The organism is Pseudomonas sp. LS44, assembly GCF_024730785.1.
Taxonomy (GTDB): domain Bacteria; phylum Pseudomonadota; class Gammaproteobacteria; order Pseudomonadales; family Pseudomonadaceae; genus Aquipseudomonas.
Map to the genome: position 1 here is coordinate 1762923 of NZ_CP102830.1, position 17546 is coordinate 1780468.

The 17546-nt window shown below is 62.5% G+C and carries 11 protein-coding genes; 3 read left to right on the forward strand and 8 right to left on the reverse strand.

What is annotated here, in order from left to right; translation table 11 throughout:
* Positions 1-29: 29 nt before the first annotated feature.
* Entirely contained in the window at positions 30-314 is a 285-nt protein-coding gene (locus NVV93_RS07960) for a Rho-binding antiterminator (RefSeq protein ID WP_258253889.1), read from the reverse strand.
* Between the two features lie 190 nt (positions 315-504).
* Between NVV93_RS07960 and NVV93_RS07965 the strand changes: the two genes are divergently transcribed.
* Complete coding sequence (locus NVV93_RS07965; RefSeq protein ID WP_258253890.1) at positions 505-1008, forward strand: hypothetical protein; 504 nt, start codon at positions 505-507, stop codon at positions 1006-1008.
* Positions 1009-1212: 204 nt separating this feature from the next.
* Here the strand turns inward: NVV93_RS07965 and NVV93_RS07970 are convergent, their stop codons facing one another.
* From NVV93_RS07970 to puuE, 5 genes are all read right to left on the reverse strand, one after another.
* Positions 1213-2523, reverse strand: a complete 1311-nt coding sequence (locus NVV93_RS07970; protein WP_258253891.1) for a urate hydroxylase PuuD — start codon at positions 2521-2523, stop codon at positions 1213-1215.
* Between the two features lie 51 nt (positions 2524-2574).
* Positions 2575-3078, reverse strand: a complete 504-nt coding sequence (locus NVV93_RS07975; RefSeq protein ID WP_258254314.1) for an ureidoglycolate lyase — start codon at positions 3076-3078, stop codon at positions 2575-2577.
* A gap of 244 nt (positions 3079-3322) precedes the next feature.
* Entirely contained in the window at positions 3323-4318 is a 996-nt protein-coding gene (alc, locus tag NVV93_RS07980; protein ID WP_258253892.1) for an allantoicase, read from the reverse strand.
* Between the two features lie 42 nt (positions 4319-4360).
* Positions 4361-4876, reverse strand: coding sequence for a 2-oxo-4-hydroxy-4-carboxy-5-ureidoimidazoline decarboxylase (gene uraD / locus NVV93_RS07985; RefSeq protein WP_258253893.1), 516 nt, complete (start codon positions 4874-4876; stop codon positions 4361-4363).
* Positions 4873-5805: an allantoinase PuuE gene (gene puuE / locus NVV93_RS07990; protein ID WP_258253894.1), complete on the reverse strand. Its 933-nt coding sequence runs from the start codon at positions 5803-5805 to the stop codon at positions 4873-4875. Before puuE ends, uraD begins: the two co-directional genes overlap by 4 nt.
* A 415-nt stretch (positions 5806-6220) precedes the next feature.
* Between puuE and uraH the strand changes: the two genes are divergently transcribed.
* Positions 6221-6574: a hydroxyisourate hydrolase gene (gene uraH / locus NVV93_RS07995; protein WP_258253895.1), complete on the forward strand. Its 354-nt coding sequence runs from the start codon at positions 6221-6223 to the stop codon at positions 6572-6574.
* Positions 6575-6953: 379 nt separating this feature from the next.
* Entirely contained in the window at positions 6954-8726 is a 1773-nt protein-coding gene (locus NVV93_RS08000; RefSeq protein ID WP_258253896.1) for an ATP-binding protein, read from the forward strand.
* 60 nt (positions 8727-8786) lie between these two features.
* On the opposite strand, the gene NVV93_RS08005 is transcribed toward NVV93_RS08000, so the two are convergent.
* Together NVV93_RS08005 and NVV93_RS08010 are read right to left on the reverse strand one after the other, a co-directional pair.
* A complete protein-coding gene (locus tag NVV93_RS08005; RefSeq protein ID WP_258253897.1) occupies positions 8787-13151 on the reverse strand; it encodes an autotransporter outer membrane beta-barrel domain-containing protein in 4365 nt (1454 codons plus the stop codon).
* 493 nt (positions 13152-13644) lie between these two features.
* Entirely contained in the window at positions 13645-17442 is a 3798-nt protein-coding gene (locus tag NVV93_RS08010) for an autotransporter outer membrane beta-barrel domain-containing protein (RefSeq protein WP_258253898.1), read from the reverse strand.
* Positions 17443-17546 lie beyond the last annotated feature (104 nt).

Genomic DNA, 17546 nt, shown 5'->3' on the forward strand with positions numbered 1-17546 from the left:
GGCTGATGCCATCGCGAATGAATTCGCTCCTACGGGGTGCAGGCCTTCGTGATTCCACTGAGTTGGACTCGGCCGAAGCGGCTGCCGGGATCCAGCGGGGTGATGGCCAGCAGGTGGTCGAGACGCACCTCGCGCGTGCCGTCGTTGGCGTCCAGGGCAAGGAATTCTTCCTTGGCCGCGGTGGTGCGCGTGGTCAGAGCCTTGGCTTCGAAGCTGCTGCCATCGGTGAGTTCGACCAGCAGTCGGTAGCCGTACAAGCAGGCAATTTCCAGGTAGTCGTGCAGGTCGCAATCGAGAGGTTGATAGTGATCCACGGGGTGGTTCCTGCGGGGATTGAGCAACATGGAGCGCTCGTTCTGAGTTGAGCGGTAGCCAGGCAGATTGTCGACTAGGATCAAAGTTCGCCTGGCAATTCGGTCTTCCGTTCAGGCGTTGGCGGTAGTTGTCGTTGCGTGAGCATCGTTGTGCATTTTCAAGATGGATTCACTGTAGGAGGCTCGCGGCATGTCTGCACTTGGCATCCTTCACACGGTGCTTAGCCTGCTGCCGGTGATCGTCGGCGCCTACGGCTTCTGTCGCGACGGCCGCGTCATTCCTGCATTGCGTCTGGGCAACTGGTACCTGGGCGGCATGCTCGCCTCGGTAGTCACTTCGTTCGGTCTGTCTAGCAGCGGTGGCTTCAATGTCGGCCACACGCTGGGACTGGTTGCCCTGGCAGCGATTCTGGTCGCTCGCTATGCCGAGCGGCTGACTTGGCTGGGCAATGGCCGACCTTATCTGGAGGTCGCCAGCATGACCTTCAGCTATTTCGTGTTGATGATTCCTGGCCTCAACGAAACCCTGTCCCGCGTCCCGCCCGGCGATCCCATCGGCCACGGGCCGGACTCGCCGGCTGTGCAGGCGGCGCTGTTGATCGCCTTGGTGATTTTCCTCGTTGGTCTGACCTACCAGATGCTCACGTTGCGTTCGCGGCGTATTGCCGCTGCCCTGGCTCGCCAGCATCACTAACCTCTATTCGTGGGTTAGCCGTAGGCGTAACCCACCGGGCCAGTTGGGCGTCGGCGGTTGGCGGGTTACGCCGCTACGCGGCTAACCCTCCCTACAAAAGCGATGCGCAGCAGTTAACAGGTACATAGATAAAAAAAGCCCGCTGAGAGCGGGCTAAGAAGTCTGGCCGGACCGGGGGAAAGGCTCCGGCCAGTCGTGGGACTGTTACTGGGTGCGGGCGCCCTGGGCGATCCACTGGCCGATCAGTTGGCGCTCTTCCGGGGTCATCTGGGTGATGTTACCCAGCGGCATGATCTGCGAAGCCACGGCTTGCGCCTGGATCTTCGGCGCCAGTTGCTGGATCTGCTGCGGCGTGTCGAGCATCACCCCGGCTGGCGCGGCGCTGAACAACGGGCTGGTCGGCTTGGCCGAGTGGCAGACCGTGCAACGTTCCTGAATCACGCTGTGGACCTTCTCGAAGTCGGCACCGCCGGCCTGCGCCTGAGCTTGTGCCGGCGCTTCGGTGGCGGCTGGTTTGGCGGCTTCCTCGGCTTTCAGCTGCGCGGCGGTCTTGCCACCGACGGCGGTGGCCGGCAACGACTGGTACTGCGGCTCGGCCTTGGCAGCTTTGTTGCTTTCGATCGGTTTCGGGCCGGTGACGAAGGCCAGGCAGAGCATGCCGACGGCGGCAGCCGGCAGGGTCCAGGCGAACTTGTTGCTGTCGTGGCGGGTGTTGAAGTAGTGGCGAACCAGCACGGCGAGAATCGCGATACCGGCGAGGATCAGCCAGTTGTACTCACTGCCGTAGGTGCTCGGGAAGTGGTTGCTGATCATGATGAACAGCACCGGCAGGGTGAAGTAGTTGTTGTGGCGCGAACGCAGCAGGCCCTTGGCCGGCAGCGCCGGGTCGGGGGTGGTGTTGTCTTCGATCGCCTTCACCAGCGCACGCTGGGCCGGCATGATGGTGAAGAACACGTTGCCGACCATGATGGTGCCGATGATTGCACCGACATGGATATAGGCTGCGCGGCCGCTGAAGATCTGGGTGAAGCCATAGGCTGCAGCGATCAACAGAACGAACAGCACCGCACCGAGCAGGGCTGGGCGCTTGCCCAGGGCCGAATCACAGAGGAAGTGGTAGGCCACATAGCCCGCAATCATTGAGCCGAAGCCGATGACAATGGCCATTTCCGGTGCCAGATCAACGCCAGGCTTGACCAGGTACAGGCTCGGGTTGAGGTAGTAGACCACCAGCATCAGGGCAACACCCGACAGCCAGGTGAAATAGGCTTCCCATTTGAACCAATGCAGGTTGTCCGGCATTTTCGGCGGGGCCAGTTTGTATTTTTCCAGGTGGTAGATACCGCCACCGTGGATCGCCCAGAGGTCGCCGGCCAGCCCTTCGCGCGGGTTGCTGCGATTGAGGTTGTTCTCCAGCCAGACGAAATAGAACGATGCGCCGATCCAGGCGATGCCCGTGATCATGTGAATCCAGCGAATACCCAGATTCAGCCACTCAGTCAGATGTGCTTCCACAGCCGTTTCCTCATTTACCCGTCGCCGACACGCCGGCTTCAGGATCTTCTCTTATTGGTGGGGGTCGAGGAGCAGTACGTCGCTCTCGGTAAAGAAATGCTCATCGCAGTTGTTGCCAGAACCACTGCGATCAACCACCAGGAAGTCATCCCGCTTTTCGATCGTCAGCACCGGGTGGTGCCAAACGCCGCGATGGTAATTAACGCCCTGCCTGCCATTGGTGAGGAAGGCACGGACCAAACCTGGTACAGGTGCATCGCCAACTGGCGCGACCACAACCAGAAAAGGATTGCCGAGCAGCGGAATGAACGCCTGGCTGCCCAGCGGATGACGCTCCAGCATGCGGATGGTCAGCGGCATCTCGAGCTTTTCGGCGCTGAAGATGCTGATGATCGCCTTGTCCTCGGCCTGCGCAGTCTCCACCGTGGCCAGCTTGTGATAGCGGCGGGTGGAACCGTTGTTGATCATGAAGTAGTCGCTGTTCTCGGTTTCGATCACGTCACCGAAGGGGGCGAAGGCTTCTTTGCTCAAAGGCTCGATTATCAGTTTGCGCATGCTGGTTCTGCTTGTTCGTTGTTTGTTTCCCCTCTCCCTGCTCTCTTTTAAAGAAAGGGGGGAGAGGAGATCGATCTGCATCATTTCGTAGCCCGGATGCAATCCGGGGCATCGTGCGAGCGACAATCCCGGATTTCATCCGGGCTACGAACTGGCCGGGGAGAAGGGTTACACGCAGTTTGTAGGAGCGAATTCATTCGCGAAGAGCATCGCGGCTGAAGCCGCTCCTACAGGTCGCCACAACTTACTTCGCCACCTTGCCGAACAGGCGCAGACGGCTGACACCACCGTCCGGGAACACGTTCAGGCGGATGTGGGTGATCGGGCCAAGCTTGGCGATCTGCTCGGCGAACTCATGTTCGGCGTGCATCGACAGTTTCTGGCTCGGCAGCAGTTCGCGCCAGAACAGGCTCTGGGTTTCGATCTGCGCGTCGGTGCCGCCTTTGACGAAGGCGCCCTGGATCGAGCAGCTGTCCGGGTAGTTGCCCTTGAAGTGCAGGGTATCGACGACGATGCGCTCGATCTCGCCCGGATGGCCGAGGGCGACGATCACCCAGTCGTTACCCGGGGTGCGGCGGCGTGCGGTTTCCCAGCCATCGCCCATGTTGATGCCACGGCCCGGGTTGAGGATGTTGCTCATGCGGCCGAAGTGCTCGTCGGAGCAGGCCAGGGCGCGACCGCCATTCAGCGCGGCGGCCAGGTCGACCTGCTCGTTGTCGCCGATGCTGCTCCAGTCGCGGAACGGCACGCCGTATACGCGCAGACGGGCGACACCGCCGTCCGGGTAGATGTTGAAGCGCAGGTGGGTGAAAGCCTGCGTGTTATTGATCTCGTGGTAGTGGTGGCTGTTGCCCTGCAGGGTCACGGCCGACAGTACTTCGGTCCACTCGGTGGCGTCGGTCGGATCACCTTCGGCGACGAAGCAGGCTTCCAGCGAGGCCGACGGCGGGAAGTTGCCGGTGAAGAAGCTGGTGTCGATGTCCACGCCCTTGATCGAGCCCGGCACGCCGAGGCGGATCACTGCGCTGTCGTAACCTTCGAAGCGCTTGCGGCGCGACTCCCAGCCGTCCATCCACTTGCCGTTATCGTCGAACACGCCCTCCTTCCACACAGCCGGGGTCGGCTGGAACAACCGGTTGACGTCGGCGAACCAATCGTCAGTGACGGAAATGGCTTTGGTGCCGAGGCGGGCGTCGGCGAGGTTGACGTATTTCTCGAAAGGTACGGCGTAGGTTCTCATTGGACTCTTCTCGTGCGTGGGAGGGGCGATGCCGGCGTGCAGTTAGAGTGCCTGCAGACGGAACAGCGCGATCTTGTTGATCTCGGCCAGGGCCGTGGCGAATTCCTGCTCCGGGGAGTTATGGATACGCTCCTCGAAGGCCGCCAGGATCTGGTGCCGGTTGCTGCCTTTCACCGCCTTAATGAAAGGAAAGCCGAACTTGGCCTTGTAGGCATCGTTAAGTTCGGTGAAGCGGGCGAATTCCTCGGCTGTACACGCGTGGATACCCGCGCCGGCCTGCTCCGAAGTGGAGGAGGCGGTGAGTTCACCGCGGATGGCTGCCTTGCCGGCCAGATCCGGGTGAGCGTTGATCAGTGCCAGCTGTGCAGCGTGGCTGGCACTGAGCAGGATGTCGGCCATGCACTGATGCAGGCCGTCGATGTCGTTGAGGCTGTTGTCGACGCCGCGGTCATAGGCTTGTTCGGCGACCCACGGCGAATGCTCGTAGATGTCGGCGAAGGCGGCGACGAACTCATCGCGGCTCAGGCTGGACGGGGTCAGGGTCTGGAAGCGGTTCATTTCGCGCTCTCCGTTTTGAAAGGGTGGGTGGCGTGCCAGTGGCGGGCGATGTCGTCGCGACGGGCGATCCAGACTTTCTCGTGGCCCTGCACGTATTCGATGAAGCGCGCCAGCGAGGCCAGGCGTGCCGGGCGGCCGAGCAGGCGGCAGTGCATGCCGATCGAGAGCATCTTCGGTGCGCCTTCGACGCCTTCGGCGTACAGCACATCGAAGGCGTCCTTCAGGTAGGTAAAGAAGTCGTCGCCGGTGTTGAAGCCCTGCACCTGGGTGAAGCGCATGTCGTTGGTGTCCAGGGTGTAGGGGATCACCAGATGCGGCTTCTCGGCGGTGCTCGCCGGGTCCCAGTAGGGCAGGTCGTCGTCGTAGGTGTCCGAGTCATACAGGAAGCCACCTTCCTCCATGACGATGCGCCGGCTGTTCGGGCCGGTGCGCCCGGTGTACCAGCCGACCGGGCGCTCGCCGGTCAGTTCGGTGAGGATGCGGATCGCCTCGAGCATGTGCTCGCGCTCCTGCTGCTCGTCCATGTACTGGTAATCGATCCAGCGGTAGCCGTGGCTGCAGATCTCGTGGCCGGCGGCGACCATCGCCTTGATCACGTCCGGGTGGCGCTGCGCGGCCATGGCCACGGCAAACACGGTCAGCGGGATGTTGTGTTTCTGGAACAGCTTGAGCAGGCGCCACACGCCGGCACGGCTGCCGTACTCGTACAGCGACTCCATGCTCATGTTGCGCGCGCCCTGCAGCGGCTGGGCGGCGACCATCTCGGAAAGGAACGCCTCGGATTCCTTGTCGCCGTGCAGTACGCAACGCTCGCCACCTTCCTCATAGTTGAGGACGAAGGACAGAGCGATGCGCGCCTCGCCCGGCCAGTGCGGATGGGGAGGGTTGCTGCCGTAGCCGATCAGGTCGCGTGGATAGTCAGCACTCACTGCGGTCTTCCTTCTTGAGAGACGTTGCGATGGCCGGGCCGGAAAGGCAGTTGGGCAATCGTGATGGAGTGATTGTATACAAAGTGATGTGTGAGTTGTAAATCAAAATTTCATTTCTATTCAGGATAGTGGTTTTGCAAAAATCTTGCCTAAGTAGTCAGGTGTAACAGCTGGAGCTGCCTAGATCACTGAGGGCTATGCGAAATCGTATTGGAGCGCTCTAGTGATATGCGCCCCAGGATAGGGCATGCATATTGTGTACAATTAACTAGATGAAGTGTCTAACATTCCGTTTTTGACGTGTTATGCTCTCATCGTCGCAGGGCTGTTCGGCCTTGGCGGCGTACAGAATTCAACTGATTAAAGGAGGCGTGGCATCAAGGGTTCGCAGGGCGAGCGCTGATGCCCAGAAGCTATGGGACGTTTAACCACCCACGTACTGGATGCTGCGCACGGCTGCCCTGGCAGCGAGATCAAGGTCGAGCTGTATCGCGTCGACGGTGCGCGACAGGAACTGGTCGCCACCGCGCTGACCAACCATGACGGCCGTCTGGATGCGCCGATCCTGCAGGGCGACGCCTACCGCTCCGGGGTCTACCAGCTGCACTTTCACGCTGGCGACTATTACCGCGCCCGCGGCGTCGCGCTGCCCAACCCGGCGTTCCTCGACGTGGTGGTGCTGCGCTTCGGCATCGACGCCGGCCAGGAGCATTACCATGTGCCGCTGCTGATTTCGCCGTACAGCTATTCCACCTACCGCGGCAGCTAGTCGCCGCGCCGGTCTCCCGACTCGTTACCCTCCGACTCATAACAGAGTCTTTGCCCGCGCACACTGCGGGCTTTTTTATTTGTAGGGCGGGTGAAACCCGCCATTGCAGCCTGCGGTTTTCCGTAGGGTGTTGCCCCATTCCGTCCACTGCAGGAGAACAGCCCATGCAAGCCGCAGGCTTCATGCACGAGGTCAGCGCCTGGTCCGCGACGTGTGCGTGGTGCTGATGCTCGGGGTGACCCTGCGCTTTGCTCCGGACGGCTACGCGCGGGCCATGTGCTGCGCGCCCTGAGGCGGTGCGGCACTCGACGGGTGCTGCCGGCATCGTGGTCTAGGCTATTACCGCAATGGAGGTTTCCAGCGGTACAGGAGCGTAGAAGTGAGCAGGTTCATTCTGGTCGACAGTTATCCGATCATTCGCCGATCCATGCGCATCAAGCTGGAGAAAGAGGGGCACGAGGTGGTGGGCGAGGCCGACAACGGCCGTGACGCACTGCGGCTGTTCCGCGAGACAGCGCCTGACCTGATGGTTATCGACCTGGCCATCACGCAGCCCGGCGGACTGGAGCTGGTCCGGCGGCTGAAGAATCTCAGTCAGGCGCTAAAGATCCTGGTCTACAGCGATGGGGACGTCGGCTATATGGCTGCGCGCTGCATGCAGGCCGGCGCTGATGGTTTCGTCAGCAAGCGGGTCGATCCGCAGGAGCTCAAGACCGCCCTGCAGGCGTTGCGACAAGGGCGTACCTACTTTCCCCGTGAAGCCTTGCTGGAACTCGACAGCCGCGCCGACTCCGATGAGGGCGAACTGCAGCAGCTCTCGCCGCGGGAGTTCAGCGTGCTGCAGTACCTGGTCAACGGCCTGTCCAACCTGGCGATCGCCGAACAGATGGCCATCAGTTTCAAGACCGTCAGCACCTACAAGGTACGGCTGCTGCAGAAGCTGCATGCGAGTTCGGTGGTCGAGCTGGCTGATATTGCCCGTCGCCATGGCCTGCTGGCTGACAGCAACGAGCCTGCCGCGCCGGTGGTGTCATCGGCCGGTGACAGCCTACTGCAACAAATCCTCGATGTGATGCCGTTGCGCACCTACGTGTGCGACCTGCAGGGCAGCCTGCTGTTCTGTAACCAGGCTTTCTGCGACTTTGCTGGACTGAGTCTGGAGGAGATGCGCGGTCGGCGCATCTTCGATTTGGGGATTGTCAGCGAGGAGCGCAAGTCGCAGAGCAAGGCGCGCTTCTTGGAGGCCATTCGGCGCGCGGAACCCTACACGCTGGATGTGCTGATCGACTACCGCGGCCAGAGTCGCATGTTCCAGCACTGGGGGGTGCCCTACCGGGACGTTAACGGCCAACTGGTCGGCATGATTTGCGGCGGCGTGGATGTCACCGAGCGCGTAGATCAACTGCGCGCACTGAGTGAGGCGCGGCAGCAGGCCGAGGCAGGTAATCGGGCGAAGACACACTTTCTCGAGCGCCTGAGCTCGATCCTCTATGTGCCGTTGGGCGCGCTGGGCAACAACCTGCGACAGTTGCATGGCGAGGCGTCGCTCAGCGAGCGCGCCAGGGGTTCACTGGAGCGCGCTGAGAAGATAACCCTGGGGCTGTTGCGCCTGAGCACCGATCTCGGCGATCTGGTTGGCCTCGAACGCGGCCGCTTGAGCCTGGAGCCGAAGGCGACCGACGCGCGCGCGTTGGTCGCGGCGTGCGTGCAGGAATTCGAAGCTGAAGCTCAGCGGCGCGGCCTGGCCCTGCATTGCGAATTAGACACTGTGCAGATCGCCGGGCTGTGGTTGGACGCGCGGCGTTTTACTCAGATTCTGCGCAAGCTGCTCGGCAACGCCCTGAAATACACACCGCAGGGGCGGGTCACGGTGTCGCTACGCAGCGATCCGCTAGGAAAGGCGCAGGTCGAGTTGACCCTGGAAGTAATCGACAGCGGGGTGGGGATTGCCGTCGAGGACCAGCCAATGCTGTTTGAGCCATTCAGCTTGATCCCCGATCAGGCGGGTATTGCGCGCGGCGACACTGGACTAGGTCTGGCCCTCTGTCGTCGCTTGGCCGAGGCCATGGACGGCAGCCTGGAACTGCACAGTGAACTGGGTGTTGGTACCCGTGCGGTGGTGCGGATCGTCGCCGCGGAGGCGTCGCTGTGAAACGCGCCGACGGCCGCAGCCCAACAGACTTCTGTTGAACTGCGGCCGCCTGGTGCCGACTCAGAATTTGACCTTGATGCCGAGCATGCCTTCGTAGCTGCGGCTGTCGCCATCGAAAGCCTTCTGGTAACCGAGCGAGCCGGTAAGCGTGGTCCGTGCGTTGTACTCGTAGTCGACCCCCAGATTGACCTCGCCCCAGGTGCCGCTCATGTCGACGGCGAAAGGTACGTAGCCATCGGTCGAGGAGAACTCAGTCTTCGGCTGGCCCTTGAATTCGTGCCAGACGCTCGGGCGTACCCAGCCATTGGTGCGATGGATTTCACCCTTGTCATCGGTGCGGAACCAGTCGCGGTCGATGCGCACGCCGAGGCGTCCGGTCAGCGAGTCGACGTCGTCGAAGCGCACGTCGGCTGCGGCGTCATGGGTGTCCTGCAGCTTGATCTTGGTGACGATCACCTGAGCTTGCGGCTCGATGTAGATCTCTTTCTCCTCGTTGAAGACGAAGGGTTTGCCGACTTCCAGCGAAGCGGTGACGCCGTGGCCGCGGGTTTTCACCTTGTCCACGCTGTCGGGGTTGGCCGTGGCGGTGAACTTGTGCAGTTGCAGCACGCCATCCAGGTACCAGCCGCTGGGGCCGAAGTGGGTCCAGTAGCCGCCGAGGCTGTAGCCGCGCATGGCGTCGTCGCCGGCGTAGGCGCCGTTGGTGTGCTTGATGGCGCCGTCGATCTTGCCCAGCCCCAGGGACAGGCCGGCTTGGTTAGTGCTGCCGTCGGTGTCCTCGCTGCGGTACAGGTCGACACCCACCTGGAAGGCGCGCAGGTCGTAGTTGTAATCGGCGCTGCCGCGGGTGTCCTTACCGGTGCGGTAGATCAGCCGGCCCCAGCCGAGCGACGGACCAAACTCACTGTCGTCCTCGCCGAGCAGTGGGTCGACCGTGGCACGCCGACGTTCCTCGCCGACCCGTTCGTGCAGGGTATCGACCATGGCGCGGCTGTAGAGCAACGCCTGGGTGGGAATGCCGCTGTATAGCGAGGTTTCCGGGCGGTAGTTGGGTACTTGCGGTACTGGCTCGCTCGGCGTTGTACGGTTGGTCGGATCGACCGGATCGACCAGCCCGACCGGATTGGCCGGATCAACCAGGCCGACCAGGCCGACCGGCTGTACCGCATCCTGAGTCGAGCGCAGGTACCAGGCTTCGCCGTTGCTGTCGTCCAGGCTCGAGCGGTGCAGGGTGTATTCGTAGGGGCCGGCCACCACGCGGCTGAGCAGGCGGAACGCATTGGTGTCGGTGCTGCCGCCGTTGATCGCGTCCACCACCTTGATGCCGTTGCCAGTGGTTAGCGCACCGGCGCCGCCAGCGTTCTTGATCTGCAGGTTGCTGCTGCCAGTTGCGCTGCCGCCGTCGATCACCAGCTGGTCTGACGGCGAGGCGTCGTCGAATAGGTAGGTGTTCAGGGCGATGGTGCCGTTGGCGCCGTGGTAGTCGTTCACCGTCAGGTTCTTGAACTGACCGCCCACCGGCGTGCTGAAGTCGATCAGGCTGCGGTCGTTGCTCAGGCGGCTGAGGTTAGATTCGCCGGTCAGCTGCCAGATGCTGGTGTCATGCATCGCCACGTCCGCTTGGCTGCCGGTGGCAGTGCGGGCCGAGCCAGTGACCAGCGAGTTGCCGAGGTCGATGGTGGCCTTGCCGTCGCTGCTGAGCGACTGGCCGACGCCCTGCCATTGCCCGGTACCCATGTCTGGAATGCTGGTGCCGCTGCTCGCCACCGAACGGTCGACGTTCAGCCATTGCCCGCTGCCGCCAACGATGGAGTTCTGCAGGTCGATATCGGCGACCCCAGCGACGGCGATGGTCGCGCCGCTGCGGTTATTGAGCACGCCGCGATCGAGACTCACCGTGCCTTTCAGCGCGTCGGTGCCTTGCGCGTAGAGCGCTGCGGCCTGATCGCCGTTGGTGCGGACCACCACGTCGCTGCCGGTGACGCTGCCGCCGTTCTTCGCCACCACACCGTGGCCAGCATCGCCGCTGGTGCTGATGTCGACCACATCGAGATCGACGGTAGCCGAGTTGTTGGCCATGGCGCCCAGAGCGCCGAGGCCGGAAGTGTTCACCACAGTGTCCTTGGCGGTCAGCGCGGCGCCAGACTCCGATTGCAAGCCATGGGATTGCAAGCCATGGGTGCGGATGCTGGTGTTGCTCAGGTCCAGCGTTGCCGTTTCATCGTTGTACTGGCGGCTGGTGAGCGCGCCGGTGGCGTAATCGCCCAGCGTCTCGACGGTCAGGTTGTCGGCCGTCAGGCTGACATTGCCTGGTTTGAGGATGCCGATGCCGGCGTAGAGACCGCGTGAATACTGCCCTTCGGTTTTCACCGACAGATTCTTGAGAATCATGCTGCCGCCATCGTCCACCGCCGCGCCGTAGGCCTGGGAGCCCTTGGTCAGCAGGCTGGTGCCGTCGGAGATCAACAGCGCGCCCGGATTACGCGACGCCAGGGCGTGAGGAAAGGTCAGGTTGGACTGAACGGGTGAACCGTTGCCGGTGGTGGTAATCGATCCGCCGTTGAGGCGGATGGTCGCGTTGCCATTGGCCACCACGCCCATGGCGTTGTCGTTGCCATGGGTGGTGACGGTGACGTTGTTGGCGGAGACTGTCGCATTGCCGGCGCTGATCCCGGTCGAATAGTTGCCGCCGGTGGTGATCGAACCGTTGTTGATGGTGACATCGCCACCGTTGCCCACCTGCAGGCCGTGGCTGCTGCCTTGGCTGGTGCCCACGTCGCTGTCATCCAGTTGCAGCTTGGAGCTGGCGCCCTCGACCAGTACACCCGGAGCGAACGGGCCGACCGCGCCCGGAGCTGCCGTGGCGCTGATGCTGCTGCCGGCGACCTTGGTGCTGGCTCCGCCAACGATGTTGACGCCGATCGAGCGATTGCCGCCGACACTGATACTGGAGCGGCTGACCTCGGCATGCGAGCCGGCGCCTTCCACCGAGATGCCGTGCCCGTACTGGCCTTCGGCCGTGAGCTGGCTGTTGTCGATAGTGACGCGGGCTCCGTTCATCGCCCGTGCCGCGGCGGCCGGGTTGGCCACGCTACCGGCGCCACGGACGGTGACGGTGCTGTCCTTCAGCAGCACCTGGCTGTCGGTGCCGTCTGCACGGGCGCCGCCGACATTGACGCCGTTGCTGGTCACGCTCAGCCCTGTGCCATCGATGACAGCGCCGTTCAGGGCATGCAGAGCGGCGGTGGTGGTGGTCGAGGTGGCGCCGCCGCTGACGGTGACGGTGCTGTCGCTCAGGTTGATCCGTGCGCCGTCTTCGGCGCGGGCCGCGCTGGCGCTGCCCGCGCCGATCTGCAGGGATGAGTCCTTGGCATTGATGGCGCTGCCTGTGCCGCTGGCCAGCAGGCCGTGGCTCAGGCTCAGCGCCTTCTCACCGTCGACCGGCGCGGTGCTGGAGATGGCCGCACCGCTGGTGCGCACCTCGGTGCCACTGAGGTTGATCGCCGCGCCATTGCGCGCCCAGGCGCCGACCGAGCCTTTGCCGGTGGTGCTGAGCGAACCGCCGGTCATGTCGATCCGGCTGTGCGTGCCGTCGGCCAATACCGCATGGCCGTTGCCACCAGCGGTGGACACGCTGGCGTTGGTGAGATTGACCACGGCACTGTCGTCGACACGCACACCATAGGCCGACCCGCCCGTGGTGGTTACGGTGATGTCGCTACCGCTCAACTGGCTGCCGGTGCCACTCACCACTACGCCATGGCTGCCGCCGGTGGTGGTGCTGCGGGCGCCGCTGGTGGTGATGCTGGCACCCTCGCTCAGGGTTGCCGAAGCGCCCTCGCGGACTGTGATGGCGGGTGCACCCCATGACGAGGTGCTGACCGAGCCGCCGTGCATGTCGAGGGTGGACTTCACACCGCGGACCAACACACCGAGATTGTTATTGCCCTTGGCGCCGCCGCCAATCTCCACCGAGGTCTCGCGCAGGCTCAAGCGGCCGCCCGCTTCGACCAGTGCGCCAGTCATGTCGCTGGCGGTGATGACCACACCCAACGCGGTCTTCGGTACGAGAATTACCAGGCTGTCACTGGCGGCGATGTGCCCGCCATCCTTGGCATGCAGGCCGACCTGATTCTTGGCCTGGGCGGCATTGATGGCGCTGCTCTCGACGCGACCGGCGTCGAACTGGATGTGTTCGCCCACATCAGCCTCGACCCCGGTGGTACGGGTGGCGCCGAGCTTGATGGTCTCGCCGTTGTGGGTGCCGGTGGTGCTGATGCCGACGGTGTCGGCCGTGGTCACGTTGGTGTCGGCGAATACGCCGCTGCTAAACATGCCAGCCAGGACCAGGCTGATGGCCTGGGCGAGGTGGTTGTGGTGCATCTGCTGGAGCAAGGTCAACTGAATCGAGGCGGTCTTTTTCATGACGGCTCTCCGTTAAGTGGGGTTGCCATCAGTCTCGAGAGTTGGAGGGGACGATTCTGTAGGACTGCTCCTGACCGCTCGTAGGAGTAGTCCGTATCCGCATGGAGCTTTCAGCCGCGCGCAGGCCGCCCGGTGAAGGCGTTACGTCGGGTGGCGGGGCGTGATTCAGTGGGACGGGCGACAAAATGCGCGGCGACGGCTCGGTGTATCGCTGGGCGCGCTGGGATAGCAGCCATAAAAGTCTATGTCCCAGCTGCGTGTTGAGACATGCAGGCCCGCTAGGTGATGCCTGCGGCGATGATTCGTAGGGTGGGTTAGCCGTAGGCGTAACCCACCGACCCTGCTGAACACCGATGCTCGGGTCGGCACCGCTGGCGGGTTACGCCGCTACGCGGCTAACCCGCCCTACAAAAGCGGTGCGCAACAGTTAACGGGGACATAGCCATAAAAAGCCCCGGCGGTTAGCCGGGGCTTGCGTCACTGGGCCAATCGGCTACCAGAGGAAGCGCACACCGAGGTTGACGCCCCAAGGCTCTTCAACCTGGCTGCCCTTGGCATGTTCGATGTCCAGCGACAGTTTGGTCTTCTCGCTGATCTGCAGTATGCCGCCGAACCCGATTTCGGTGCGTGAGCCGGATATCTGGTTGTCCAGCTCGTAGCCGTTGACGGTGACCGTGCTGTCGCCGGCGAACTCATGCACGTAGGACCCCTTGACGTAGGGCTGCGCGGTCATGCCGCCGTCGAGCTTGATGGTCCTGCCGAACAGCGCACCGACCCGGCCTTGCAGCGAATCGGCGTCATCGGCTTCAACCTCCAGACCGTTGCTCGCCGTGTAGTCGGCGCCTTCGGTGTGGGTGTAGGTCAGCTCGGCCTGCGGCTCGACGAACCAGCCGTCTTGCAGCTTGATGTGCTTGCCGACTTCGACGTCGACGCCGTAACCGTCGGTGTCGTACGAGCCTTTGACCCGCTCGCCGGTGTTGCTCAGGGTCTTAACCTCGTTGTCCATGCGGTTGTACTTGGCCACGGTGTCGACGTAGTAGCCGTTGTCATCGAGCCAGGTGGCGTAGGCACCGATCAGCTGGCTGTCGATTTCGCCGCTGCCGCCGTCGCCATAGTCCTGCGTGGACTTGGCCGCACCGACCATGCCGCCGACGTAGAGCTTGCCGCCATCCATAGGAATCGCGGTGTCGGCGCCGATCTCCAGGCCGCGCACGTCCTGGTCGAAGCCGCGGCTGTCGCCGTTGTCGACCTCGAAGGTCTTGCCGATGCCACGTGCCCACACGCCGCCGTTGTCCTCGCCCATGCGCAGTTCGCCAAGGCGTTTGACCAGGGCGTTCATCTCGGCATTCCACAGCGTGGCGGTGGCGGCCTGGTTGCCCAGCGCGGCGTTGGCACCGTCGGAGAGGGTTTCCGGGCGCGGGTCGATGCGGGGCGGAACAACGGGGGTGGCCGGGCTCACCGGGTCAATGTGCGGCGGCTGGATCGGATCGATCACCGGATCGACCGGGTTCACCGGCGTCACCGGATCGATTGGCGCAATTGGATCGACTGGGTTCACCGGATCTACTAGATCGATAGGGGCCACCGGCTCGACCGGCACCAGCGCGGTATTGCGCAGGAACCAGTCATTGCCCTGCTGTTCGAGGCTGTAGCGGAACGCACCGGCATCCACGTGAGGGCGGCCGGCCAAGGCGAAGCTACCGTCACCGCCGTTGCCATCGACCATCAGCAGTTGGCCGTTCGCGGCGCCCGGCTCGCGGCCGGAGTCGGCGACCGCCAGGCTGTGGCTGCCGCTGGTGTTGCCGAGGACTTTCAGCAGGTCGCCCTGCTCGCTGGCCAGGTCGGTGTTCATGGCGAAGGTGCCGTTACCGCTCAGGTCACCCTCGACGGTCAGGGTCTGGAAATTGTTCGCCTGCGGCGCGGCAAAAGCGACCAAGCTGTTCGGGTTCAGTGTCAGGTTGGTCAACACGGAAGCGAACTTTGTATCCGACTCAGGCGTTACATTCCATGTTGTCCCAGCGTTCAGAATTATGTTGGACTTTGAGTCCGCATCAGCCAGTAGCGCCGCGCCGGTCATGGTTGCGCCGGTCGCGGTGAGGGTGAAGTCGGACGGTGCGGTGGCGGAGAAATTTTTTACATTGAGTAATGTTCCGTTGCCGCCCACGGTCGTCCCATTCAGCAACAACTCGTTCGTACCGCCAGAGCTGGTAATCGCCGGGCCTTTTTCCGACGAGACTGCAACCTCTCCGAGGGTTATCGTGTTGGTATCCGTGGCAACACTGGAACTCAGGATCACGGCAGGCGTATTGGTGACCGTCACCGAACCCTTCGCCATCTCAATCGTTCCGCCGCCATTTGCGTACAGTCCACCCCCGGCCCCGGTGAAGGCAGCAGCCCCCGTATTTTTTATGGTCGCATCCTGCACGATGACCTTGCCGCCGGCATTGGCAGCAACCGCATAGGCGGATGATCCGCTGGCGGTGATGGCGGTATTGTTCTTGACTTCAACCAGGGCTTCAGTCGCAGCCAGAACCCCCATGGCAGAGCCGCTACCCACAGTGATGGAACCTCCATCGACTACCGCCTTGGCCCCTCCAAACGCCGCCACACCCCGAGCCCGCGTCGCCGCCGACGTCGTGGTGATGGTGCTGTCTTTAAAGGTCACATCCCCACCCGCACCCGTCACATAAAGCGCTGCCGGGCTGGTATTTCCGCCCGCATTCATGGTGATGCTGGTATTGGTAATGGTTGCCGGTTGGTGGGTGGTAAGAGCGATGCCGTGCGACTCCGCCCCCTTGATGGTGATATTGGTGTTGTTTACTTTCAGGGCTCCGGTTGCAGCGCTGCTACCCGAGCTACTGGCCCAGATACCTGGAGAGTTCTTGCCATTGGTAATGAGGGTTGCGCCATCGATGTTCGCATCCACTTTTTGCGTGCGGATAAATACAGAGGGAGCATTGTTGCTGCCCAATTTGCCCGTTTCGACCTTGCCGCCGGCAAGGCTCAGCGTGCCGGACGAAATGGCAACACCGTAGGCACTGGCACCTGTCGTTTTGACGTCGATATCCTTGAGCGTAAGGCTGGTATTGTTACCGCTGGAAATCCCTTGCGCAGAGGCTCCCTTGGTTGTCACCTTGGTATCGGTAACCGTCAACGCGCTGTAATCTTCCGCGAAAATACCATGTGAAGCCCCGGTACCCAGCGTCGTGATACTGCCGCCGGTGATTATCGCCGAACCGCTGCCAGTTGCGGTGGCTGCCGTTTTTTCGCTTGTCTGCCGATTGTTCAGGCGAAAACCGGTCGCGCCATCATTGCCATGGGTGGTGACATCCACATTCGTCAATGTCACCTGCGAACCCTGATCCATCACTTCGACGCCATGGCCCACGTAATTACCGAAGGTCTTAATGGTTCCGTTCGTCATGTCGACGGTACTGCCGCCCGTGGCATAAACACCGACGTTATGGCCATAGGCATCGAGCGTGGATCCCCCATTGAAATTGGTGGAAACCGCGACATCGGACAATGTGATTTTGCCGCCATTCGTCGCGAACACGCCGTGGGCACCGGATCTTCCCTGGGTGGAGATATCCGCATGACTCAGGTTGACCGTAGAAGCATTCTGGACGTTCAGGCCAATCGCACCACCGCCCTCTGTGGCTATGCGGCTTCGTGGATTGCCAGTATCGGTGAGCGTCCCGCCTGGAGCGCCTGACATATTGATCGCATGGGCAGCGTTTGACGTCGTGGAAATATCCATGGAGCCAAAAGTCCCACTCCCCGAGCCGAGGATATTAAGACCGCCATTCCCCGATCCAGCGTTAATCGTGATTGCCGGCTGATTAACTGGGGCACCATCAGCAATTGTCTGTTCATAGGTCTGCGCATCGTTCGCATTGCCATAAGCCGAAATCCCGGCTGGCAACGCAATAGATGTCCCGGAAAGCAGGAGAGCTCGCAATCGGGTCGAGTGGGTGATGGTGCTGTCGGATATCGCCTCTTGCGCCCCATTCGTGGCATTGACGGCGGTTCCGCTATCCCCGGTGACGTCGATCGGCGGATTGGCGCCGAGCAAGGCACTCATCAGCGCTGATGTCGGTTGTGGTCCGATATCCAGGCCAGCTGCGGAGGGTAGGTTGAGATCGTCCTGGTCCGGGGCGACCACGGTGTCTTCGGCTTCGGCCTCGGCGACGCGCAGGCTGAACAGGCCGGCCAGCAACAGACTGATGGCTTGGGCCAGTTTGTTGCGGCGGAATTTTTCGAACAGGGTGGTCGGAGTTTTGCTTTTCATTATTGAGACTCCTGCAAGGTTTCGTTGCTGGAAGTCTCGGCAATCGGGCTTGGCGGTTCTGTAGGAACACTCTGAAACGGTTGTAGGAGTACTCCGAAGTTCCA